General features: G+C 33.9%; 23 protein-coding genes. 9 read left to right on the forward strand and 14 right to left on the reverse strand.

Annotated elements, in window-relative coordinates; genetic code table 11:
* Positions 1-169 precede the first annotated feature (169 nt).
* The 3 genes from paaA to R3L15_RS09250 form a co-directional block, all read right to left on the reverse strand.
* Positions 170-1,126 carry a 1,2-phenylacetyl-CoA epoxidase subunit PaaA gene (gene paaA, locus R3L15_RS09240; protein WP_338731290.1) on the reverse strand — a complete coding sequence of 319 codons (957 nt, stop codon included), beginning with the start codon at positions 1,124-1,126 and terminating at the stop codon, positions 170-172.
* A 133-nt stretch (positions 1,127-1,259) separates the two neighbouring features.
* On the reverse strand, positions 1,260-2,333 hold the full coding sequence (gene paaE / locus R3L15_RS09245; RefSeq protein WP_338731291.1) for a 1,2-phenylacetyl-CoA epoxidase subunit PaaE: 1,074 nt from the start codon (positions 2,331-2,333) through the stop codon (positions 1,260-1,262).
* A gap of 110 nt (positions 2,334-2,443) precedes the next feature.
* Positions 2,444-3,022 carry a TetR/AcrR family transcriptional regulator gene (locus R3L15_RS09250; RefSeq protein WP_338731292.1) on the reverse strand — a complete coding sequence of 193 codons (579 nt, stop codon included), beginning with the start codon at positions 3,020-3,022 and terminating at the stop codon, positions 2,444-2,446.
* Between the two features lie 47 nt (positions 3,023-3,069).
* Here R3L15_RS09250 and R3L15_RS09255 point away from each other — a divergent pair, with 47 nt between their 5' ends.
* Positions 3,070-3,375, forward strand: a complete 306-nt coding sequence (locus R3L15_RS09255; RefSeq protein WP_338731294.1) for a rhodanese-like domain-containing protein — start codon at positions 3,070-3,072, stop codon at positions 3,373-3,375.
* Here the strand turns inward: R3L15_RS09255 and R3L15_RS09260 are convergent.
* From R3L15_RS09260 to alaS, 7 genes are all read right to left on the reverse strand, one after another.
* Entirely contained in the window at positions 3,370-3,984 is a 615-nt protein-coding gene (locus R3L15_RS09260; protein WP_338731295.1) for a DUF4230 domain-containing protein, read from the reverse strand. The two genes, R3L15_RS09255 and R3L15_RS09260, sit on opposite strands and share 6 nt — an antisense overlap.
* A gap of 136 nt (positions 3,985-4,120) precedes the next feature.
* Entirely contained in the window at positions 4,121-4,771 is a 651-nt protein-coding gene (locus R3L15_RS09265) for a response regulator transcription factor (protein ID WP_338731296.1), read from the reverse strand.
* Between the two features lie 63 nt (positions 4,772-4,834).
* Positions 4,835-6,649: a sensor histidine kinase gene (locus tag R3L15_RS09270; RefSeq protein WP_338731297.1), complete on the reverse strand. Its 1,815-nt coding sequence runs from the start codon at positions 6,647-6,649 to the stop codon at positions 4,835-4,837.
* 111 nt (positions 6,650-6,760) lie between these two features.
* The gene (locus R3L15_RS09275; protein ID WP_338731298.1) at positions 6,761-7,333 is read right to left on the reverse strand and encodes a hypothetical protein; all 573 of its coding nucleotides are present in this window, start codon (positions 7,331-7,333) and stop codon (positions 6,761-6,763) included.
* 240 nt (positions 7,334-7,573) lie between these two features.
* Positions 7,574-8,095 (reverse strand): DUF6252 family protein, encoded by a 522-nt coding sequence (locus tag R3L15_RS09280; protein ID WP_338731299.1) that lies wholly within the window; start codon positions 8,093-8,095, stop codon positions 7,574-7,576.
* A 79-nt stretch (positions 8,096-8,174) separates the two neighbouring features.
* On the reverse strand, positions 8,175-9,122 hold the full coding sequence (locus tag R3L15_RS09285) for a GSCFA domain-containing protein (protein WP_338731300.1): 948 nt from the start codon (positions 9,120-9,122) through the stop codon (positions 8,175-8,177).
* Positions 9,122-11,734 carry an alanine--tRNA ligase gene (alaS, locus tag R3L15_RS09290; protein WP_338731301.1) on the reverse strand — a complete coding sequence of 871 codons (2,613 nt, stop codon included), beginning with the start codon at positions 11,732-11,734 and terminating at the stop codon, positions 9,122-9,124. The genes R3L15_RS09285 and alaS overlap by 1 nt, the downstream gene beginning before the upstream one ends.
* 120 nt (positions 11,735-11,854) lie before the next feature.
* On the opposite strand from alaS, the gene R3L15_RS09295 reads away from it, so the two are divergent.
* From R3L15_RS09295 to R3L15_RS09315, 5 genes are all read left to right on the forward strand, one after another.
* A complete protein-coding gene (locus R3L15_RS09295; RefSeq protein ID WP_338731302.1) occupies positions 11,855-12,826 on the forward strand; it encodes a M23 family metallopeptidase in 972 nt (323 codons plus the stop codon).
* On the forward strand, positions 12,826-13,155 hold the full coding sequence (locus R3L15_RS09300) for a MerR family transcriptional regulator (RefSeq protein WP_338731303.1): 330 nt from the start codon (positions 12,826-12,828) through the stop codon (positions 13,153-13,155). The genes R3L15_RS09295 and R3L15_RS09300 overlap by 1 nt, the downstream gene beginning before the upstream one ends.
* Positions 13,156-13,223: 68 nt before the next feature.
* Positions 13,224-13,823 (forward strand): LemA family protein, encoded by a 600-nt coding sequence (locus R3L15_RS09305; RefSeq protein ID WP_338731305.1) that lies wholly within the window; start codon positions 13,224-13,226, stop codon positions 13,821-13,823.
* A gap of 2 nt (positions 13,824-13,825) precedes the next feature.
* Positions 13,826-14,263 carry a TPM domain-containing protein gene (locus tag R3L15_RS09310; RefSeq protein WP_338731306.1) on the forward strand — a complete coding sequence of 146 codons (438 nt, stop codon included), beginning with the start codon at positions 13,826-13,828 and terminating at the stop codon, positions 14,261-14,263.
* 3 nt (positions 14,264-14,266) lie between these two features.
* The gene (locus R3L15_RS09315; protein WP_338731307.1) at positions 14,267-15,100 is read left to right on the forward strand and encodes a TPM domain-containing protein; all 834 of its coding nucleotides are present in this window, start codon (positions 14,267-14,269) and stop codon (positions 15,098-15,100) included.
* A gap of 59 nt (positions 15,101-15,159) precedes the next feature.
* Here the strand turns inward: R3L15_RS09315 and R3L15_RS09320 are convergent, their stop codons facing one another.
* Positions 15,160-17,976: an outer membrane beta-barrel protein gene (locus R3L15_RS09320; RefSeq protein WP_338731308.1), complete on the reverse strand. Its 2,817-nt coding sequence runs from the start codon at positions 17,974-17,976 to the stop codon at positions 15,160-15,162.
* Positions 17,977-18,070: 94 nt separating this feature from the next.
* Positions 18,071-19,375 (reverse strand): ribosome biogenesis GTPase Der, encoded by a 1,305-nt coding sequence (der, locus tag R3L15_RS09325; RefSeq protein WP_338731310.1) that lies wholly within the window; start codon positions 19,373-19,375, stop codon positions 18,071-18,073.
* A gap of 84 nt (positions 19,376-19,459) precedes the next feature.
* Between der and R3L15_RS09330 the strand changes: the two genes are divergently transcribed.
* Positions 19,460-19,957, forward strand: coding sequence for a GTP-binding protein (locus tag R3L15_RS09330; RefSeq protein ID WP_338731311.1), 498 nt, complete (start codon positions 19,460-19,462; stop codon positions 19,955-19,957).
* Between the two features lie 50 nt (positions 19,958-20,007).
* Positions 20,008-20,739, forward strand: a complete 732-nt coding sequence (locus R3L15_RS09335) for an SIMPL domain-containing protein (protein ID WP_338731312.1) — start codon at positions 20,008-20,010, stop codon at positions 20,737-20,739.
* Positions 20,740-20,741: 2 nt separating this feature from the next.
* Here R3L15_RS09335 and era read toward each other — a convergent pair whose 3' ends face one another.
* The gene (gene era / locus R3L15_RS09340; protein ID WP_338731313.1) at positions 20,742-21,626 is read right to left on the reverse strand and encodes a GTPase Era; all 885 of its coding nucleotides are present in this window, start codon (positions 21,624-21,626) and stop codon (positions 20,742-20,744) included.
* Positions 21,627-21,652: 26 nt separating this feature from the next.
* A complete protein-coding gene (locus tag R3L15_RS09345; RefSeq protein WP_338731314.1) occupies positions 21,653-22,111 on the reverse strand; it encodes an RNA methyltransferase in 459 nt (152 codons plus the stop codon).
* 142 nt (positions 22,112-22,253) lie between these two features.
* Here R3L15_RS09345 and R3L15_RS09350 point away from each other — a divergent pair, with 142 nt between their 5' ends.
* The gene (locus tag R3L15_RS09350) at positions 22,254-22,985 is read left to right on the forward strand and encodes a sulfite exporter TauE/SafE family protein (RefSeq protein ID WP_338731315.1); all 732 of its coding nucleotides are present in this window, start codon (positions 22,254-22,256) and stop codon (positions 22,983-22,985) included.
* Positions 22,986-23,024: the final 39 nt, after the last annotated feature.

Genomic DNA, 23,024 nt, shown 5'->3' on the forward strand with positions numbered 1-23,024 from the left:
AGGAATTTTTCAATCTTGCTCTACAGATTGAAAACCTTAAAATGAAATCTAAATTTCTTCCAAGGCTTCAGAAATTTTTAACGATTTCATTTTCTTATTCTGCATTTCAACGTGCTGACATTCTGCCAACGTATTCTAAAAACCAATAAATACGTTTCATTTTTATTGATTAGGAGACCTCTTTTTTCAAAGAGGTTGCTTTCTTTTCTGCGTGAGCCATTGCTGCATCGCGCACCCATTCGCCACTTTCCCAAGCACCTACTCTGGCTTTCATTCGTTCTTTGTTCATTGGACCGTATCCCTTTACAACTTGCCAAAATTCATCCCAATTAATTTCACCGAAATCATAACTTTTTCGGTCTTCGTTCCATTTTAAATCTGGATCTGGAATTGTTAATCCTAAAATTTCAGCTTGTGGTACCGTTTGGTCTATAAATTGCTGGCGCAATTCATCGTTTGTTTTACGCTTCAGTTTCCATTTCATACTTTGTTCGGTATGCGTAGATTCGGCATCGGTTGGACCAAACATCATTAAACTTGGCCACCACCAACGGTTTAAAGCGTCTTGCGCCAGTTCTTTTTGCTCGGACGTACCTTGGCACAACTTGAGCATAATTTCGTAACCTTGACGCTGATGAAAACTTTCTTCTTTACACACACGCACCATTGCTCTGGCATAAGGCCCGAAAGAGGTGTTGCATAACGGCACTTGATTGATAATAGCTGCGCCATCTACCAACCAACCGATAGCTCCCATATCGGCCCAAGTTACTGTTGGGTAATTAAAAATGGAAGAATATTTTGCTTTACCTGAATGTAATTGCTCGTATAATTCGTCACGAGAAATCCCTAAGGTTTCGCAAGCGCTATATAAATATAATCCGTGACCAGCTTCGTCTTGAACTTTTGCCAATAAGGCCACTTTACGACGTAGTGATGGCGCACGAGTTATCCAATTACCTTCTGGTAACATCCCAACAATTTCGGAATGTGCATGCTGACTGATTTGCCTTATATGCGTTTTACGATATTTTTCTGGCATCCAGTCTTTAGGCTCAATTTTCTCGTCACGTGCAATACGTGCTTCAAATTCTGCTTCTAGGTTTTTTATTTGTTCTTCACTCATCGTTCTTCGAAATTGAAATCGAAGTTGAAACCGAAATCGAAAACTCTTCGATTCTATATAGCTTTAACTTCAATTGAGTTTCTATTTTATTTTTCCTTTTCAATATTATGAGATTCCTGCTTTCGTAGGAAGTTTACACATCAAAATCGACTACCACTTTTTTAGTGGTTGGCACCGATTGACAGCTTAACACATAATGTTGTGCCACTTCATCATCTTCTAAAGCATAGTTGATTTTCATTTCAACTTCGCCTTCAACCACCTGACATTTACAGGTACTACAAACACCGCCTTTACAAGCAAATGGCAAATCGGCTCCTGCAGTTAATGCGCCATCTAATATATTGTCGTCATCTTGCTGCATTGTGAAACGGAATTCTTTTCCGCCATCTATAATAACCACCTCAACACCATCTATTTTTTGTTCTGAAAGTCGTTCTACGCGTTTTTTATCTTCTTCAGTTAGGCCTTTTACAAATAATTCAAAATGAATTAATTCTTTTGGCAAACCTGCTTCAGCCAGATAGCTACTTACGTAATTCACCATGTCTTCTGGACCACACAAAAACACTTCACTAGTATCTGGAATATCAATAAATGTTTTGGTGAGCACATTCATTTTGTCATCATCAAAACGACCATTAAACAAGTCGATATCACGCTTTTCTTTGGTGAGGAAATAATATATTTCTAATCTTCCAAAGTAGGTGTTTCGTAATTGCTCTAACGCTTCCTTAAAGATAATGGATTTTGCCGTTTTATTCACATAAAACAACTTACAAGTTGAATTGGGTTCAGCCTCCAAATGCGCTTTTATCATAGACATTATTGGCGTAATGCCACTTCCTGCAGCAAAAAACAGATAGTTTTTAGCATTTTTAGAATCACATTCTACACCAAAAGTTCCACTTGGTGCCATAACCTCAAGTTCGTCTCCTGTTTGTAACTCATTGTTTACAAAAGTTGAAAACTTCCCGCCAGGGATTTCCTTTACAGCGACTTTCCATTCGTTTTCAAATGGGCTTGAACATAATGAATACGAGCGACGCACATCTTCACCATTAATTATGGTTTTTAAGGTAAGATGTTGTCCTTGCGAAAATTTGAAGTCGCTTTTTAAGTCTTCAGGAATTTCGAAAGACACTACTGATGTATCTTTGGTTTCCTTGTATATGTCTTTTACTTTTAATTTATAAAATTCAGCCATTAACAGTTATAATCTCTTGTATATACTTATTTTTTCAACCGAAAACGTTTGCGTTTAGGATTAACAAAAAAACTAACACTTGTTAGTTTGCTTGACAAATTTACAAAAAATTAATTGATTTTTTTGTTAATACCGTTAATAAGCACTTGGCTTAATTGGCGTGAAAGTTCTTCTGGATCTAAGTCTTCTTTTTTAGGAATCCATAAGTAAAGAGAGCGAAGCGTTGACAGGATAGAAAAGAGCATGACATCTTCATTCTCGCTAACAATTTCGTTGTTTTTTATACCTTGAACAATAATGTTTCTAAACTCGTTTTCGTAATTATAGCGTAACTGTAAATAGTAATCGCGATTGTCTTCAAGATGCATCCAGTCGTTATTTAAAGATGCCATTCCGTATGTATTTTGCGACGTTATACTAACGTGTAGTTTTACAATTTCTTGAAGTTTTTCAATATTTGAGAGGTTCGATTTTTGAATATCTTGCAAACCTTTGGTGAATGCTTCTGCTAAAGAGATGATGATTTCCTTTAAAATTTCCTGCTTTGAATTTATATGATTGTAAAGGCTTGCCGCTTTTATACCCATTTCTGAAGCCAAGTCACGCATTGTCATGGCACTATACCCTTTTTCCTTAAATAATTTGGCTGCAGTTTTTATTATTTCGTCTTTACGAGTTGGGGTTTTCAAATTCAATTGTTATTATTAAAGTGTAAATTTATACAAAAAGTAGAACTATGGGCTTTTTATCATTTTTATTCGGCAATAGAGACAAAAAAATTAAAACATATCTAGACAATGGCGCTGTTATTCTGGACGTTAGAACACAACAAGAATACAACAACGGCCATATTGACGGCTCGAAACACATTCCTTTAAACGAGTTGAACAATCGTGTTGATGAGCTTAAGATATTAAACAAACCCTTAATTGTGTGTTGCGCTAGCGGTGTGCGTTCTGCAAAAGCTGCCAAATTTTTAAACCTTAATAATCTGGATGCTATTAATGGTGGCGGTTGGAAAAACCTAGAAAGCAAATTATAGTTTTACGTCTTGAAAATCCTGCTGATTGGCAATAGTGTTATTGTTATACTTTAACGTCCAACCAAGGGAATTGGTTAGAATGTAGAATTTAGACAACTCGCTAATTAATCGGTTTTGGGCATTTGTTTTTAAGTCGGATTGCTCTATTTTTTTAAGTAACGATTGTTTTACTTGCGCTCTGATTTTGTTATGGTCTTCGGCTTCAAATTGATTGAAAAAATCGGCTTGCACATCGTAATACTCCAAATCGGGATGAATTTTTATTTGTTCTTTGGGAATATGCGTGATTTCTAAAGTTTTTGTGGTTTCGTCTATATTATATTCCAACAGGCTTAAATCGTACACTATGGAAACATCGGTATTAACTACGACAAGTGCTTTTTTCTCAGCATTTAACCAATCACCAAAGTAGGTTTTTGAGTTTTTGTAATTGAACACTTGACTAAAATGTCCTTCGGTTACTACTAGCTTTCCAACGTTTTTTATTTGCTTTTGTATTAAAGCTGTATTTTCTTTTAGCTGATACTTTTCCTCCTTTTTATTGTCGCAATACTTGAAGGTAAAAAGGATGATTAACGTGATTAAAACACCAAATAGAATTTTTCTCATAGCCCTAAAAATACAAAAAGCATCGGTTGCTTCGACGTTGAAGCCTAACCAATGCTTGAATTCCTTTTTAAAATAATAGCATTACGAAAATAAAACCTCTTACAAAACTTGTAATTATCTTAACTTTAAATAATAGTTAAATGAGTTTATTTTGTTTGGCTTTTTCTACAGCTTCTAGTTTGTTATGAACTTGTAATTTTTTGTAAATGTTTTCTATGTGTTTCCTAACGGTTCCTGGCGATATAATAAGATTTTCGGCTATTTGGTGATAATTCAGCCCTTTACTTAAATGCTCTAGCACATCGGTTTCTCGGTTAGTTAATTTAATACCTTCTTTATCTTTTGGATTATCAATATTAATTGGATTTCGTAATAATTTTAATGTTTTTAAGGCTATTGATGGGTTCATCGCTGCGCCGCCATTAAGAGTCTCTACAATGCCATCGTGAAGTTCTTTAGCATTAACTTCTTTAAGTAAATACCCATCGGCTCCTGCTTTTATGGCTTTAAATATATTTTCATCATTATCAAAAACAGTAAGCATTATAATTTTAATATGCGGATATTTTTTTTTGACAACCTCGGTGGTTTCAATGCCGTTTAAAACAGGCATTTCTATATCCATTAATATTAAATTTATGTGTTGATTTTCTTCAAGTTTTGTAAGCAAACCTGAGCCATTTAACGCTGAAAATTTAAATGTTAAATCTTCGAAAAAGGAGAGCTTTTCTTTTACCGCGTTAATTAAAAAGGTATTGTCGTCTACAATGGCTATTTTGATGCTCATAGATTAGTTTTTAATAAAATTAATAAACTTTACATTTTCTACATATACGGTATATAACGTATTTTATAATTGTAATTGAATTATTGTACCTCTTTCTTTATTAGAAATAATGGTTAACTTACCACCCATTTCTTGGGCGCGCTTTTTCATATTATTGAGGCCATTTCCAAGTGGCACTTGAGCTTTATCGAACCCTTTGCCGTTATCTATAATTTCTACTTGAAATTTATTGTCTATTTGACTAACCTTAACTAAAATGGCAGATGCTTCTGCATATTTAATCGCATTATTTACAGCTTCTTGAATAATACGGTAAATGTTCATTCCGTTTACCGAAGTGAATTCTATATTATCGTTAATGCTTTTATCATTTTCAAAATTGAATGCAATACCTTCTGAAGCTACGTGAGCTTTATCTATAAAGTTTGAAATACGAGATTGTAAATCTTCTAACGAAATGGCATTTTTATTCATAGCCCAAATAGTATCGCGTAACTCGTATATAGTTGATGATGTAAAAGCACTTATTTTTTTAAGTTTACTGTCTAAATTTTCAGGAAGTTTAAAGCCGTATTTTATATTATCTAAAGATGAAATTATAAAGGTTAATTGTGCCCCTATATTGTCGTGTAAATCGCGAGATATTTGTAAACGCTGTTCTTGTAGCCGGTTTTGGGTTTCAATTTTTGCCAAAGCATCTTTTAACTGGTTTTCACGAATTAATTGTTTGTTCTTTATTTTTTGTTGACTATAAAAAAAGTATCCTAACAACAGTAAAAGAATAGCTAAAGCAACTAAAATTAAAATGTAATTGTTTTTTTGACTTAAATCGAGTTCTTTCTCTGCTAAATTAGCACGTTGTTCTAGGATTTCTTTTTCTTTTTTCTCGGTCTCAAACTCTATTTTTAACTGCTCGACTTTATTGTTGGTTTCAACATTAAAAACACTGTCTTTAAGCACTTGATATTTTTGTGTAAAAACATATGCTTCTTTGTAATTATTTAATGCCACGTATGCTGTAGAAATTGTTTCATAACAATACCGCTCTAGTCTTTTATAGCCGCCTTTTTTTGCCAAGGCAGCACTTGTTTTATAGTTTTTTATAGCATCTTTATAAAGATGTTGCTTGTAGAGGACATCGGCTAAATGAGTATAGTTTACAGCAATTCCATAGTTATCTTTTATTTTAGTTCTTATAGTTGTAGAACTATCTATGTATTGTTTAGCCAAATTAAATTTATTTATTTCTGCATATACTGTTGCTACATTAGCATACCCAAACCCCATTCCAACACTATCTTGCAATACTTTTTTTAGCTTTAAAGACTTTTGGGTATAATACAATGCACTATCGTACTTTTTATTTATGGTAAGCATAATACCATAGTTATCGTATAGTGGGTCTATCTTTGTTTTGTTCTGGTTTTGCTCTAACAGTTTAATGCCTTTTCGCATATAGCGAAGGGCATTATCCATATCGCTATATTTTAGGTTATACCCTAATTGTCCATAAGAAACACCCGCTTTTACATGTTCTCCTAATAATTCGTATATTTTAATAGATTTTAGCACATAATCTGTTCGTTTATCCAATTGCTCTCTGTAAGCATAAACTTGGGCTAACTTAAAATATAAATCACTTAACGATAGGCTATCATTGATTTCTATAGCGATGTTTACAGCATTTAAAAACATCTTTTCCGATGCTTTAACATTGCCTACATATTTATCATAAGGAATTGCTGTTATGCGTTGTAATTGCTCTTGTTTTGATAATGTTTTAATAGATCTCTGAATACTATCTATATATGTGTTATGCTGAGAAACTCCTTTAAAAGTAAATAAGACACAACACACTAAAAACAAAAATGATTTCATGTGAATTGGATTAATTAGCCTTGTTAAATTTAGATATTAATTTAGAATATAACACTCATTTTCTCTCTTAATATCCCTCTAAAAGCAGCCTCAAATACTTTTGTTACAGGGTTACACCCCTTTATTCATAGTAAGAATAGTGTTTTGTAACTCCTTCATGGTTTTATCTGTAAAAAGATGAATCTTATTCAATTGCTTAAGAAGCGTTTTATCCTGAATACTAAACTCGCACTTTAAACTCTCTATAGATGACATAATACAAGAAAGGTTTGTTTCAACATTAGCATACATTTTTTTTGAAAGTATTAAATGCTGCTCTTGAAACTTATTTTGCATTTCTAAGCTCTTAAGAGTTTCTTTAAGTTTATTGCTTAGTCTAAGTTGTTTATTTTTTTGTTGTTGTAAATTATATAACAAATACCCTACTAAACTTAAAACAACTATTACCAACAAAATAGTATAAAGTGTAAACTTTTTATACTCTTTATAGCGTTTTTGTGTCGCTAATTCTACTCTATTAATAAGTATTTGTTTTTCTTTTTCTAGTAAATCAGTTTTCTCTAAACTCTCTTGATTATTATTAATCTCATAAAAAAATGTTGGACTATTTAATTTATAGACATCTCTATTTATTAAATTAAATTTAAAAAGAAAACAAACAACAAAAAACAGAAAGAGTTTCATAAAAGTAAGGCCATAAAAAAAACACCAATTACAAACTAAAAAAGCTTAGAACTGGTGTTTTCTAAAAGTTGACTAATAGCATATTAAATATACAACAAACTAAGCTATATAAATTAAAAAATCGATAAAATGCTTTTTAAAAAAGATTAAGCGTAATTTATAATTATGGGATTACGCTCAATCTAAACAAACCTCAACAACAAGGTAAAATTGTCAAGATTTTAAAAGCATGTCTTAACCTTATTGTTTGTTAAGATTAAAAGATCCTTCCGATATTACTTTTGTTGAACCATCGTTAGAGTTTTTTGCTGTAAAGCTAAAAGTTCCTTTAACTTTCGAATCGGTTTCCTCGCTTATTTTAATTTCACCAGCTACACCAGAATCTTGATAAGGCGCCGACCATGTTTGTGTATTTGCTGGATTACTAATATCTGGTTCGATATAAGAAGCAATAATAAAAACATTCGAATCAGACAACTCATAAGTCCCCTCACCTTCATAACCATTTATAGTCATGTTTATAGCCTGATCTTGGGTATTTCCTTGTAATACTAAAGTTGTCTGTCCACCACCCGATGCTTTATTGGCAAAAGAAGTCATTTCTAAAGAGGTAAAATTATTACCATCAATTTTTGCAGAAATAGTTCCAGAAGCTGCCCCAACACTACCTGGATCGCCCCCATCATCATCGCTTGAACAAGCTGTAAAGGTTACAAAAGTAACAACCGTTAATAATAACATTACGTGTTTTAAAATTCTCATTGTTGAATGTGTTTTGGTTAATAACACTCCAAAATTGTAACAATATGAGACTGAAATCAATACGGCAAATGTCGTATATTTAAAATATGATATGAGGAAAAGCCTCTAAAATGGCACGTTTTTTAAGCTCTAACTTTTTCAGAAACACCTGATGTGCTTCTGATTTTGAATTGAAAGGTTTATGCTGTAACCCTTTTTGAATTTCGGTAATGGTTTTCATTGTAAGCAAAGCCTCATCTGCAATCCAAATGTTTTGAAACCGCTCCCAAATATAATCTATTGCTGTTTCGTTAGGATGTAGCATATCCTTGACATAAAATCGGTAATCACGAAGCTCATCCATCATAATCTCATAAGAAGGGAAATAATGACTTTGCTCTTTATTTATAACTTGATGAATAGCTGATATTAAATGCGCCTTGCTTTGTGTATTTTCCACAAACCCATCTTTTAAATGTCTTACAGGCGAGACCGTAAAAATTACTTGAGTTTTTGGGTTGTATTCTTTTAGCAATACTAAAATAGCTTGTAAAGATTCGATAACAGCATCAACAGATAATAATTCTTTTTGAAATTGTTTTTGAGGTATTTTATGGCAATTAGCCACAATAATATCCGTTTCAATATACCTATAAACCCAAGCTGTCCCTAAAGTTATAACAATATGAGTTGCTGAATTTAACCATTCTTTAGTTGCCGTTATTTGTTGGCTTAGCTTTTGTAACAACGCTTCTTTTGATGGTGAACTCAACTTGGAATGAGCACCAAAATAATGCCATAACTCATTATGTAAAAAGATATCGTCTTCTGTAAACTCCTTGTCGTTGATAGCATCAGTTATTAAGGCTTCAATAGCCAATGGATGAAACAAAATACCAAATGGGTTTTGCAACGTTTGGAATTTATAGTACGAAAGTTTATCTCCTATATTTTCAACAAAACACGACCCTAAAAGCAATACTTTGGAATGATAATCTACCTGATTATGTTGTTGCTTTTGTATGGGTATTTGTGTTCTAAAATTCATTATTCTATATACGCTTTTACAGCATTTAAAGCGTCTTTTATACCATCGGTATTTTTTCCACCAGCAGTAGCAAAAAACGGTTGTCCGCCGCCGCCGCCTTGAATATATTTTCCTAATTCACGTACAATTTGTCCTGCATTTAAGTCTCTTTCGGCAACCACTTCTTTAGAAATATAACACGTTAAAATAGCCTTACCGTTTTTGTTGGATCCAAACAGTAAAAACAGGTTATCAAACTGACTTCCTAATTCAAAACAAATATCTTTTATACTAGAAGCATCCAAATCAACTTGCTTAGCCAAAAATTGTAATCCATTCACCTCAGATAATTCATTTTTTAAATCTCCTTTAAGGTTTTTAGCTTTGTCTTTTAGCAAACCTTCTATTTCCTTTTTTAAAGTGGCATTTTCATCTTGCAAACTTTTTACGGCATCGACAGGGTTTTTAGGGTTTTTAAGTAAATCTTTTAGAGATTGATAATCGTTATCTATACTAATAAAATAATCGCCTACTTCCTCGTTTGTTATGGCTTCTATTCTTCTAATTCCTGAAGCTACAGCACCTTCTGAGGTTATTTTAAAATACCATATTTTTCCGGTTTCTTTTACGTGAGTTCCGCCACAAAGCTCAATGGAATTCCCAAATTTTATGGCTCGCACACTATCACCATACTTCTCACCAAAAAGTGCAATTGCGCCAGCATCTAGAGCTTCTTGCATTGGAATATTACGCTTTTCTTCTAAAGGAATATTCTCTCGAATTCTAGCATTAACAAAATCTTCTATTTGTTGTAATTGATCTTTATCAACTTTTGAAAAGTGTGAAAAATCAAAACGCAATCCTTTAGCTTTTACTAACGATCCTTTTTGCTCTACGTGTGTTCCCAACACGTTTCTTAGAGCTTGGTGCAATAAATGTGTCGCCGTATGATTACAAGCCGTTAAATGCCTTGATTCTTCATTTACTACCGCCTTAAACGTATCGGTTAAGTGCTTAGGAAGGTTTTTAGTAAAATGAATAATAACGTTGTTTTCTTTTTTTGTATCCAAAATATAAACCACATCGCCATTAGCGCTTTCTAAATGACCTTTATCGCCTATTTGTCCTCCCCCTTCAGGATAGAATGGCGTCATATTAAACACTAATTGATACATTTCGCCATCTTTTTTTGTGGTTACTTTTCTATATCGTGTAATACGAACATCTACTTTCAATCTATCATATCCTACAAATTCTTCAACATCATCTTCCATTAAAACTACCCAATCTGACGTTTCAGAAGCCGATGCTTGACGCGAACGGTCTTTTTGCTTTTTCATTTCTGCATTAAACCCATCAACATCTATAGCGTAGCCTTTTTCGCGAGCTATTAATTGGGTTAAATCTAGAGGAAATCCATAGGTGTCGTATAGCTCAAAGGCTTTTGTTCCTGCAATGGAATCTGTTTTGGTATCCTCCATAACGCGATCCAAGAGTAACAATCCTTGATCTAAAGTTCTTAAAAAAGAGTGTTCTTCTTCTTTAATCACATTTTCAATAAGTGTTTTTTGACTTTTAAGCTCTGGAAAAGCGCTCCCCATTTGAGCAGATAAAGTTTCTACTAACTTAAAAATAAATGGGTCTTTTTGATTTAAAAAGGTAAACCCGTAGCGAATGGCACGACGTAAAATACGACGTATGACATATCCTGCACCTGCGTTACTTGGCAACTGCCCATCGGCTATAGAAAAGGCCACTGCACGAATATGATCAGAAATAACACGAATGGCAACATCTGTATTATCTTCTTTACCATACTTACTATTGGTTATGGTTTCTATTTCACGAATTAAAGGTGTGAATACATCGGTATCGTAATTACTTTGCACACCTTGCAACACCATACACAAACGCTCAAAGCCCATACCAGTATCGATATGCTTATTAGGTAGATTTTCTAAAGAACCATTAGCTTTACGGTTGTATTGCATAAATACCAAGTTCCAAATTTCCACTACTTGTGGGTGGTCTTGATTGACTAAATCTTTTCCAGGCACTTTTGTTTTTTCTTCGTCTGAACGAATATCGACGTGAATTTCGCTACAAGGCCCACAAGGACCTTGATCGCCCATTTCCCAGAAATTATCTTTTTTATTCCCCATTAAAATACGGTCTTCGGGAACAATGGCTTTCCAAAAATCGTAAGCTTCTTGATCCATTGGGATACCTTCGGATTCGTCACCTTCAAAAACAGTAACATAAAGAATGTCTTTATTGATTTTAAAAACTTCGGTTAAAAGTTCCCAAGCCCAATCAATGGCTTCTTTTTTAAAGTAATCACCAAAACTCCAATTCCCTAACATTTCAAACAACGTATGGTGATACGTATCGTAACCTACTTCTTCAAGGTCGTTATGCTTTCCAGATACACGTAAGCATTTCTGGCTATCGGTAATACGATTACTTTTTGGTTTAGCATTTCCTAAAAAGTATTCTTTAAAAGGTGCCATACCAGAATTGATAAACATCAACGTAGGATCATCCTTAGTTACCATTGGTGCTGAAGGCACAATAAGATGTTTTTTATCTTCAAAAAAAGTTAAGAATTTAGATCGTATGTCTTGGGATTTCATATAGATTATCTTTGTCAAGCTTATGTTAAAATTACCACATCTGCAAAACAATTTTTATCTTTGGTGTTTTGCAAACGGATACAATGTTTTTATTACATGCAAAAATAGTAAAATTAGGCAATGAGTAAGGTAAAATATTATTACGATCCAGAAACCCTTTCCTACAGGAAAATAGAACGTAAAAAACGTCGTACAGCAAAATACATTTCTATGTTTGTTTTGGCATCGGCTTTATTTGGGTTTTTATTTGTATTTATTGCCAGTCAATACATTGAATCTCCTAAGGAACGCGCCTTAAAACGTGAGCTATCCAACATGCAATTGCAATATGAATTCCTTAATAAAAAAATGGATGAGGCGCAATCTGTTTTAGCTAATATTGAAGAACGCGACAATAATATTTACCGTTTATATTTCGAAGCTAACCCAATTCCAGAAGAACAACGCAAAGCAGGGTTTGGCGGAATAAACCGATACAAAGCCCTTGAAGGGTTTGATAATTCCAAACTAATTATTGAAAGTAACAAACGCCTAGATGTGTTACAGAAGCAAATTGTTATTCAATCGAAATCTCTTGATGAGATAGCAAAACTTGCCGAAGAAAAAGAAAAATTACTATCCGCTATTCCTGCCATACAACCTGTAAGCAATGAAGATTTAACTAGAATGGCCTCGGGTTATGGCATGCGTACCGACCCGTTTACTAAAGCTAGAAAAATGCATTGGGGCATGGATTTTACGGCGCCAAGAGGCACACCTGTTTACGCCTCCGGAGACGGTGTGGTTACAAGAGCTGATAGCAATTCTTCTGGTTATGGAAGACATATTCGTATAGATCATGGGTATGGTTATGTAAGTCTTTATGCGCATTTATATAAATATAATGTACGCAGAAATCAGAAAGTAAAGCGTGGCGACCTTATTGGATTTGTAGGAAGCACTGGTCGCTCCGAAGCACCACATTTACATTACGAAGTCTTTAAAGATGACCAACGTATTAATCCTATAAATTTCTACTACGGAAGTTTATCTGCCGAAGAGTTTGATGAACTGCTTAAACACGCATCAATGGAAAACCAATCTCTTGATTAATGCATATCAATCTACCCGAAAAGCGCTATTACAGTATAGGCGAAGTCGCTAAGGCTTTTGATGTTAATGCCTCTTTAATACGCTTTTGGGAAAAAGAGTTTGATGTACTTAAGCCTAAAAAAAATGCTAAAGGCAATCGCAAATTTACTCCAGAGGATATTAAAAACCTTAAATTTATTTACCACTTGGTAAAAGAACGCGGTTTCACTCTTGAAGGTGCCAAAACACATTTAAAAGAAGAAAAGAAAAAATCGCTTAGTAATTTTGAAATTATCAGTAAATTAGAGGGAATTAAAGCACAGTTACTTAAAATTAAAGAGCAGCTGTAACTTTTTTTGTGTTTACACTACTTATAAAGTGTCATAAACTACATCATTAACACTAAAATATCACAATTATGAAAAAATGGCTTATACCAGTTATTATTCTAGCAGTTATAGGTTTTGGCCTTTACAATTGGGCTGTTGGATTTAACAATACCGCTATAGAACTTAACGAAAATGTAAGCGAAGCTTGGGGTAATGTACAAACTTCATACCAACGCCGTAACGATCTTATAGGCAACCTAGTAAATACCGTAAAAGGTGCTGCCGATTTTGAGCGTAACACATTAACCGATGTTATTGAAGCCCGCGCAAAAGCAACATCTATAAGTATTGATCCAAATAATATCACCCCTGAACAATTAGCACAATATAATCAAGTTCAAGGCGGTTTAAGTGGTGCTTTAAAAAGTTTGCTAGTTACTGTAGAACGGTATCCTGAACTTAAAGCCAACCAAAACTTTTTAAAACTTCAAGACGAACTTACCAGTACCGAAAATACTATTCAAACTGCAAGAACCCGTTTTAACGAAGCCATCAAGCCTTACAATAATCATGTAAAAAAATTCCCTAATTCTATTCTTGCTGGTATTTTCAACTTTGAAGGAAAACCATATTTTGATGCTGAAGCAGGAGCAGAACAACCTGTAGATGTAGAATTTGATTTTGAATAACCATGTCTAAAGTAGAAGATTTTCTTACTTATCAAGAAGAGCAAGACATTATAAAAGCTATTAGGCAAGCTGAAATGAATACGTCTGGCGAAATACGTGTTCATATTGAAAAAACGGCTAATAAAGATACGTTTCAACGAGCTTTAGAAGTGTTTCATTATTTAAAAATGGATAATACCAAACAGCAAAATGGCGTATTAATTTATGTAGCTGTAGAGGATCATGCTTTTGTTATTTATGGCGACAAAGGCATTAACGATGTTGTTCCTAAAGACTTTTGGGATGACACCAAAAATAGTATTCAAGAACATTTTAAACATAAACGCTTTAAACAAGGTCTTATTGATGGTATTTTAAAAGCCGGTCAAGAATTAGAAACCTATTTTCCTTGGCATCATACAGACATTAACGAATTACCTAACGACATTTCCAAAGGATAACTCATGCCTAAAACAACATTATATAGTACTTTACAAATAAAATCAATTGCATGTTTTTTGGTGTGTTTTTTAAGCTGGAGTTATGTCTCTGCGCAATTTGATATTCCAGAAACACCTAAAGAGCAAACTAGTGTTTACGATTATGTTAATCTACTTTCTAGTGTGCAAAAATCGCAGCTTGAAGAAAAGCTTATTCGTTACTCCGATACTACTTCAACACAAATTGTAGTTGCTATTATAGCCACTACAAAAGGCGAAAATATTGGGCTTCTAACTCCAAGATGGGCACATAAATGGGGAATTGGACAAGCCAAAGAAGATAATGGTGTTTTTGTTCTTCTTGCAAATGATGACAGAGAAATATGGATTTCTCCAGGCTATGGTGTAGAACACAAATTAACCGCAGGAATTACTGGAGAGCTTATTAGAAATGTTATTATTCCTGAGTTTAAACGCGGTGATTTTCACGGCGGACTTGATAAAGGCACCGATGCTATTTTTCAAATCTTACAAGGAGAATATCAAGGAACACCTAAAAAAAACTCCTCAAGTGGCTTTCCAATAGGAGCTTTTCTTCCTTTCCTTATCCTCTTTATCATTGTGCTTATTGCATTATCAAAAAACAGACGTAATGGCGGCAATGGAGGCTCTGGTGGCCGTAAAAATAAAGACTTTACTATTTGGGACGCCATTATTTTAAGTAATATGGGACGTGGTAGTTATGGTGGCTCATCTGGCTGGGGAAGTGGTTCTGGAGGCGGCTTTTCCGGTGGTGGATTCGGTGGCGGTTTTGGCGGCGGCGGGTTCTCAGGCGGCGGTGCTGGTGGTAGTTGGTAAAAAATAAAAGCCATTTTTAATATTAAAAAATGGCTTTCTCTACACTTAGTGTTTTCTATTTAATCTCTCCAAAAACCTCGATTATTAACCTCGCCTTTTTTTCCAAGACTATTAAATTTCCAACTTAAACTTAACATAAAATACTGTTTTAACACCGTACTTTGACTATCTTGAATATAGTTTTGTGTTGCCGTTCTTCTAGCATTGGTATTTTGATCTAATAAATCGTATACTTTTAATGTCGCTGTCATTTTATCCTTTAAGAAAGAATACGCTAATGTCGCGTTCCAGAACCATGCACTTCTTTGAAAGCCTGCGGCTACGTTAGGGTTATAAACATAATTTATATCGTTGCGCCACTCGAAGTTTTTAGGCAAGAAAAAGGCTGTTCGTAATCGAAGTTCATGAGACAGAAATTCACGGTCATCAAAAGCTTCAATATCGTAAGTGTTTTTTGTGAAATTTACGCTGTATTTAGGTCTTATTTCAAAAACATCTTTCCACTCGAAAGTCACATCTAACTCTGGTGATATCGATCTTACTTTACCTGCATATTGCACATCGTTATTGTAATTGATACTTCTATTAAAATTACCGTAAACACCCACACCTAATTTTACTGTTCTTATGGAATCTAGTTTTATACGTTTATCATAATCAAAACCACCATAAACATTATAGTTTCCATTAACATTGGTATAGGTTGTTTCACGTACTAAATCGTCGTTAATTGTAGTTTTTGACACCACTTGATTATCGGTTATTTGTGCACCAAAATAACTGTAAAACCCTGTTCTATCTTGAAAATTATAAGAGTTAAACCCAAAATAAAGTCGGTGATTATTAGAAGGATCTAAGTTTGGATTACCCGTTACTGTATTTAATGGATTAGACACATCCTGAAAGGCTTGTAATTGTGATAATTGCGGTGCTTCGTTACGCAAACGGTAATTAAAATAAACCGAGGAGTTTTTGCCAAATCTGTAGTTTAAATAAGAATTTATCTGCATGTTTTCAAATTTGCGTTTAATAGACAATTGCGGCCTTAAAAAATCGGTATTTTCCATGGTTCTAAACAAATAACTCACCCCTATTCTAGAGTAAAATTTGTCTTTATTATAGTTTATAGAAATTCCTGGTGTACTTTCTTCATCTAAATACTCGAAATCTGTACTTAAATCTTGATTAAAATCGGTAAACTCATTGTTAGTTCCATTTCTGTCTAATGTTGTTTTAACATCGTTAGTTTTACTGCGAGTATAGTTATATTGAAAGTTTAAAAACAAGCTTTTAGCTACAATAGGTAACCTGTAAGTGATACCAGAACTTATTGTATTGACTTCGTTTTCAGAATCGGTGTATTGATCTCGTGCCTCTTGATCTATTAACACAAAATCGGGGTTATTAGGGTCGGTCACATCTTCACCATAAATATTGGTTTCAGAATTTAAGTAATCATCTGATGTTCTTGTGCTTATTTCGTTGTTTATATTCATCCTAATATAACCGCCTTTATCGCCAAAACGTTTAGTTACATTTAAGCGGTTACTAAAGCTTCTAGCTTGATTTTCTACATAAGAATTGGTGTACGAATCGTTAGTTAACTGTCCATCTTGGTTTCTAGAGTTCTCACGACTGTTATATGTTGTTTTTCCATCTGAAAATCGAAATGAAGGGTCTACATTTATAAGGAAGGTAGAATCTATTTCTACATCAAACCCCATATTTACACTATGGCTATTGCTATCACTATTTGATACCGAGTTGCTGTTAGTAAAATACCTAGAATCTGGTAAAATATTTTCACGTTGCGACGCGGTTTCGTTTTCTGAGCTACTTCCTGAGTGAAAATAATCGGCAGAGATATCTACATTGTCTTTTTTTCCTAATACATCGGCGTAATTGGCTCCTATACTTCTCGATTCGGTAATACCTTGCCCGCCACCAAATGTTCTTCCATCTATAGTAAATGTGCCATTACTAGACATAGACATGCTTCTTGCTCCGCCAAACATTTTACGTATCTCACCAAAACTAAACCCTGGCGAATTAATGTTGTTTCCGCCAGCTAAAACACTTAATCGCCTATCGTTATTAAAGTAATTAAGCATACCGGCAGCTTCGTAACGTTCGTCTGTTCCTACGCCAGCCGCAACACGCCCAAAGACGCCTTTGTTTTTATCTTCGCTTATGGTTAAGTTAATGGTTTTATTTTCGCCATCGGTTGTTTCTCCAGTAAAGGCTTCCGATTTTGATTTTGTATCGACCACTTGAATTTTATCGATAATTTCTTTGGTTAAATTTTTGGTAGTTATTGTTGGGTCATCACCAAAAAATGGCTTTCCATTAACTAAAATTTTATTTACGGGCTTACCATTTACTGTAATTTGTCCTTCGTCGTCTACCTCTACGCCAGGAAGCTGTTTTAGTAAATCTTCTACAGTGGCGTCTTTTTTGGTTTTAAACGATTTTACATTAAACTCTAAAGTATCTTTTTTAATGGTTACAGGCGCTGCTGATTTTATAACGACTTCGTCTAAGGCGTTAGAGTTAACCTGCATCAAAATTTCTTTAAGATTTATTTTCCCTTTCTCTAAATTTACTTTTTTAAAGTAGGTATTATACCCCACATAAGACACAAACATATTGGCCGACTTCTCGCTAGTTTTGTTCTCTAGTATAAACTCACCGTTCTTATCGGAGATTGTGTATGTAATTAGTGAGCTATCTCTTTCTTTTTGTAAATATACTGTTGCCGATTCTAAAGGCGTACGATCTTCTTCGGTTAATAAAGTTCCTGAAATTTCAAAATGCTTGGATTGGGAAAATGACATTGATATACAAAGCAATGCCAAGACAACAAGTAGTCTATTCATACGATTTTGATTGATGTATTTTGTATAGTTTAGTTTAACAGATAACGAATATATTATCTTTTTCGTATGACTTTTCTTAAAAAAGACTTAAATGTTATTTTTTTCTCATATAAACGGTTACTGGAACACCATGAAAATCAAAGTTTTCTCGAAGTTTATTTTCCAAAAAGCGCTTGTAAGGATCTCTAACATACTGTGGTAGGTTGCAAAAGAACGCAAATTGCGGCTGCGGAGTTGGCAACTGGGTAATAAACTTAATTTTCACATACTTCCCTTTGTAAGCTGGTGGTGGCGTATGCTGTATAATGGGTAGTAATACATCGTTAAGTTTTCTGGTTTTAATTTTCTTACTGCGGTTTTTATAAACTGTCACAGCAGTCTCTATGGCTTTGTAAATACGCTGTTTTGTAAGCGCCGACATAAAAATAATAGGCACATCGGTGAACGGTTCTATTTCTCTTTTAATTTGCTTTTCAAAAGCTTTCATTGTAGAGTTATCTTTATCTACTAAATCCCACTTATTAACTAAAATAACAATGCCTTTACGATTACGCTCGGCTAACCAAAAGATATTTTGCACTTGAGCATCGAACCCACGTGTAGCATCTAAAACTAATAAACACACATCGCTATGTTCGATAGCACGAACGCTTCGCATAACTGAATAGAACTCTAAATCTTCTTTTACTTTAGATTTACGTCTAATCCCTGCTGTATCTACCAAATTAAACTCAAATCCAAAACGATTATATTTCGTATCTATAGAATCTCTCGTGGTTCCAGCAATATCGGTAACAATATATCTATCCTCACCAATAAGCGCGTTAATAAAAGAGGATTTCCCTGCGTTTGGGCGTCCTACAACGGCAAATCTTGGTAAATCTGTTTCTTGTTTGGTTTCATTTTCTGGTAACGCTTCAACTAAAGCATCTAATAAATCACCGGTTCCACTACCATTTATACTAGCAATAGTATAATATTCGCCTAAACCTAAGCTATAAAACTCTACAGCATCTTCAGCGCGTTTAGCATTATCAACTTTATTTACGGCCAGAAAAACGGGTTTATCTATTTTTCTAAGCAACTTAGCAACGTCTTCATCCATTCCTGTAACACCAGCTTCAACATCAACCATAAAGATAATGGCGTCGGCTTCATCTATCGCTAACTCTACCTGTTTGTCTATTTCTGCTTCAAAAACATCATCACTTCCTACAACATAACCTCCGGTATCAATTAAAGAAAACTCTCTACCATTCCAATCGCTTTTACCATAATGACGATCACGGGTAACACCGCTTACCGCATCAACAATGGCTTCGCGACGTTGTATTAATCTGTTGAAAAATGTTGACTTCCCTACATTTGGGCGACCTACTATGGCAACTATGCTACTCATACGTTTTTTTAATTGTTTGCAAAGTTACGGTTTCCTATTTTAAGAAAAAACACTTATTTTAATTCTTGAAAATCAAACTACAAAATGGCTAAAACCAACGAAATTATTTTAAGACCGCGTTTTAAAAGAACGCTTAGCATTTCTAACGATAAAGCTCTTGAAGTTTTTGATCACGCTAAAACTTCTCAAAAAGCCTTTATTGTGTCTCGGGTAGATGACCATGTTTTTATAAAACTACCTGTACAAGAACGTCATTTTTGGACACCACAACTCCATTTAGAAATTAACCGTATTGATAAATCAAGTAGTATGCTGTACGGTTTATTTGGCCCCAGTCCAACCGTTTGGACCATGTTTATGTTTTTTCATTTTATTGTTGCCACCTTATTTATTGGTTTTTCCATTTGGGCGTATACCAACTATAATCTTGATCAAGATTATGCTATTCAAGTGTTTTTAATGTTTTTTATGATTCTTGTTTGGTTTGTACTTTATGCTTTTGGAAGACTAGGAAAACAAAAAGGACAAACAGATATGGAGCGTTTATATAGTTTTATGAAAAAAACCTTAAATTTACCTTAATAAACAACTTTTTATCCTCAAATTCTCGTATTTATTAAAAATAACGCCTCATGAAAAACAATCTTACAGCCACTATTTTTTCAATCGCTATTATTATTGCTGCTTTTTTACTAGGAAATTCTATCATGAATAGAAATAAAACCGAAGGCACTATCGCGGTTACTGGATTAGGGAAAACAGATTTCACATCAGATCTTATTGTTTGGGAAGGTTCTTTTTCTAAAGAAAATAGTGATCTACAACAAGCCTATAGTGATTTAGAAAAAGATAAAAAAGTAATTTCCAATTATTTAAAATCTAAAGGAATTACCGATGAAGAGTTGGTTTTTGATGCTGTTAAAAGCAGAAAAAATACCCGAGCAAAATATAGTGACTCTGGAAAATATATAGGTAATGAGTTTTTAGGCTATATTCTTACACAATCTATTCAAGTAGAAAGTAAAGATGTTGAAAAAGTAGAAGATATTTCTCGTGAAGTTACCGAGTTACTTAACAAAGGTATTCAGTTTTACTCGCAACCACCACGTTATTATTACACCCAATTATCTGATTTAAAAATTGAAATGATTTCTCAAGCCACTGCTGATGCTAGGCAACGCGCCGAAAGAATTTCAGAAAACTCTGGAGGAACATTAGGAAAATTATTATCGGCTAAAATGGGCGTATTTCAAATTACAGGACAAAATTCTAACGAAGAATATTCTTGGGGAGGCACATACAACACCTCATCTAAAGAAAAAACAGCTTCAATTACCATGAAATTAGATTACGAAGTCGATTAAATTTATTTTTGATTATAGCCAAAACGCTTAAGTTGCTTTTGGTCGCTTCGCCAATTTTTATTCACTTTCACGTATAGTTCGATATGGATTTGCTTATCAAAAAAGGCTTCTAAATCTTTTCTGGCTTCAGATCCTACACGTTTTATAGCCGTTCCTTTATGACCAATAATAATCCCTTTTTGGGTATCGCGCTCTACCATAATAACAGAACGTATTCTGATGATTTTGTCGTCTTCAAAAAACTCTTCGGTTTCCACCTCTACAGCATATGGGATTTCCTTTTTATAATGCAATAGGATTTTTTCGCGAATGGTTTCGTTTACAAAAAAGCGTTCTGGTTTATCGGTTAATTGATCTTTTGGATAAAATGCTGGCGATTCTGGTAGCAATTCTACGATACGCTGGAATACGTTTTCAACATTAAAGCCTTCTAATGCTGAAATAGGATAAATCTCGGCATTAGGTACCTGTTCTTTCCAATGGTCAACTTGAGCTTCTAATTGCTCTTGGTTTGAAATATCAATTTTATTTAAGAGCAACAAAACAGGAATTTTAGAATGGGTTATCTTCTTAAAAAAGTCAGCATCTTTTAACATTTTCTCACCTACTTCAACCATATATACTAGTACATCGGCATCTTCAAAAGCAGACTTAACGAAGTCCATCATAGAGGCTTGTAATTCGTATGCGGGTTTGATAATTCCAGGCGTATCGCTTAATATCACCTGAAAATCGTCGCCATTAACAATACCTAAAATACGGTGTCGCGTTGTTTGTGCTTTTGAGGTGATAATAGATAATTTCTCTCCTATAAAAGCATTCATTAATGTTGATTTACCCACATTTGGGTTACCAATAATATTTACAAAACCTGCTTTATGAGCCATTGTTTTACATTTTATTTACGGCAAAGTTACGACCTTGGTTTGTTTATTCCCCTATCATACATAACAATACTTCCTGCAACAGACACATTTAAACTTAATTGTGACTTAAATTTTACTAAAAAATGACTTTTTTCGATAGCCTGTTTAGATAACCCATGGTCTTCTGCGCCTAGTAAATACACACATCGTCTTGGGTGATGAAATGTTTCTAAAGGTTCTGCTTTATCTGTTAACTCTACGCCAACTAATCGTGCACCTTTAGGTAAATTATTGAAAAAATCTTCAAAAGTGTTGTAATGAAAGTAAGGCATGGCTTTTACGGCATTATGAGTATCGCAAGCCTGTTTTGCATAACGATTGCCAATGGTAAAAATAAAACTGGCACCTAAGTTTTGGGCTGTACGCCACAGTACACCTAAGTTTTCAGGCGTTTTGCCATTTTGAATACCTATACCAAAAAATTCGTTTGTAAAATTATCGTTCATAAGGAGCAAAAGTACAAACAAATCGATTAACGCAAGAATAACTCATTAAGGCAAATAACTAAATAAGCCGGATATTGTAATAATTAGGTTACATTTGAGATATTAAATGACAAAAAAATTGCTACAAAAACCCTAGCCTAACATGAAAGATATTAACTTTATTTTTTTGCTACTAGCGTTAGGTGCCGAAATAATTGGAACTATTGGTGGTTTTGGATCATCGGTGTTTTTTGTGCCTATTGGTAATTTTTATTTTGATTTTTATTCGGTTTTAGGACTTACAGCTCTTTTTCATTTATCTAGTAATTTGAGTAAGATTTTCTTATTTAAAAAAGGGTTAGATAAAAAACTATTATTATACATTGGTTTGCCTTCTGTTATTTTTGTTATCGCAGGAGGTTTTTTATCTAAAGTACTAGATAGTGTTCTCCTTAAAATAGTTTTAGGATTATTTTTGGTAGGATTAAGTTTGTTATTCCTTATTAAGAGCAATTTAATCCTTGCGCCAAATAAAAAAAACGCCATTGCAGGAGGCGCTTTCTCTGGGTTTTCTGCTGGATTATTGGGAACCGGTGGCGCTATTAGAGGACTTACCATGGCTGCATTTAACTTAGAGAAAAGTGTATTTATTGCCACCTCGGCTTTTATAGATTTTATGATTGATTTCTCGAGAACTTTTGTCTATTACAATAATGGATACATTCATAATCATGATTTAAAGTATGTTCCTTTTCTATTTGTTATTGGAATATTGGGCTCTTACATAGGAAAAAGAATTTTAAATTATATCCCACAAACTAAATTCCGAAAACTTTCTTTATCTCTCATTCTCTTCATTGGAATAGTAACTTTGCTACAACTATTTTTCATATAGAACTTAACAAAACGCATTTTTTAGAATAAGCTCCAAAAA

This window comes from Mangrovimonas cancribranchiae, assembly GCF_037126245.1.
Taxonomy (GTDB): domain Bacteria; phylum Bacteroidota; class Bacteroidia; order Flavobacteriales; family Flavobacteriaceae; genus Mangrovimonas; species Mangrovimonas cancribranchiae.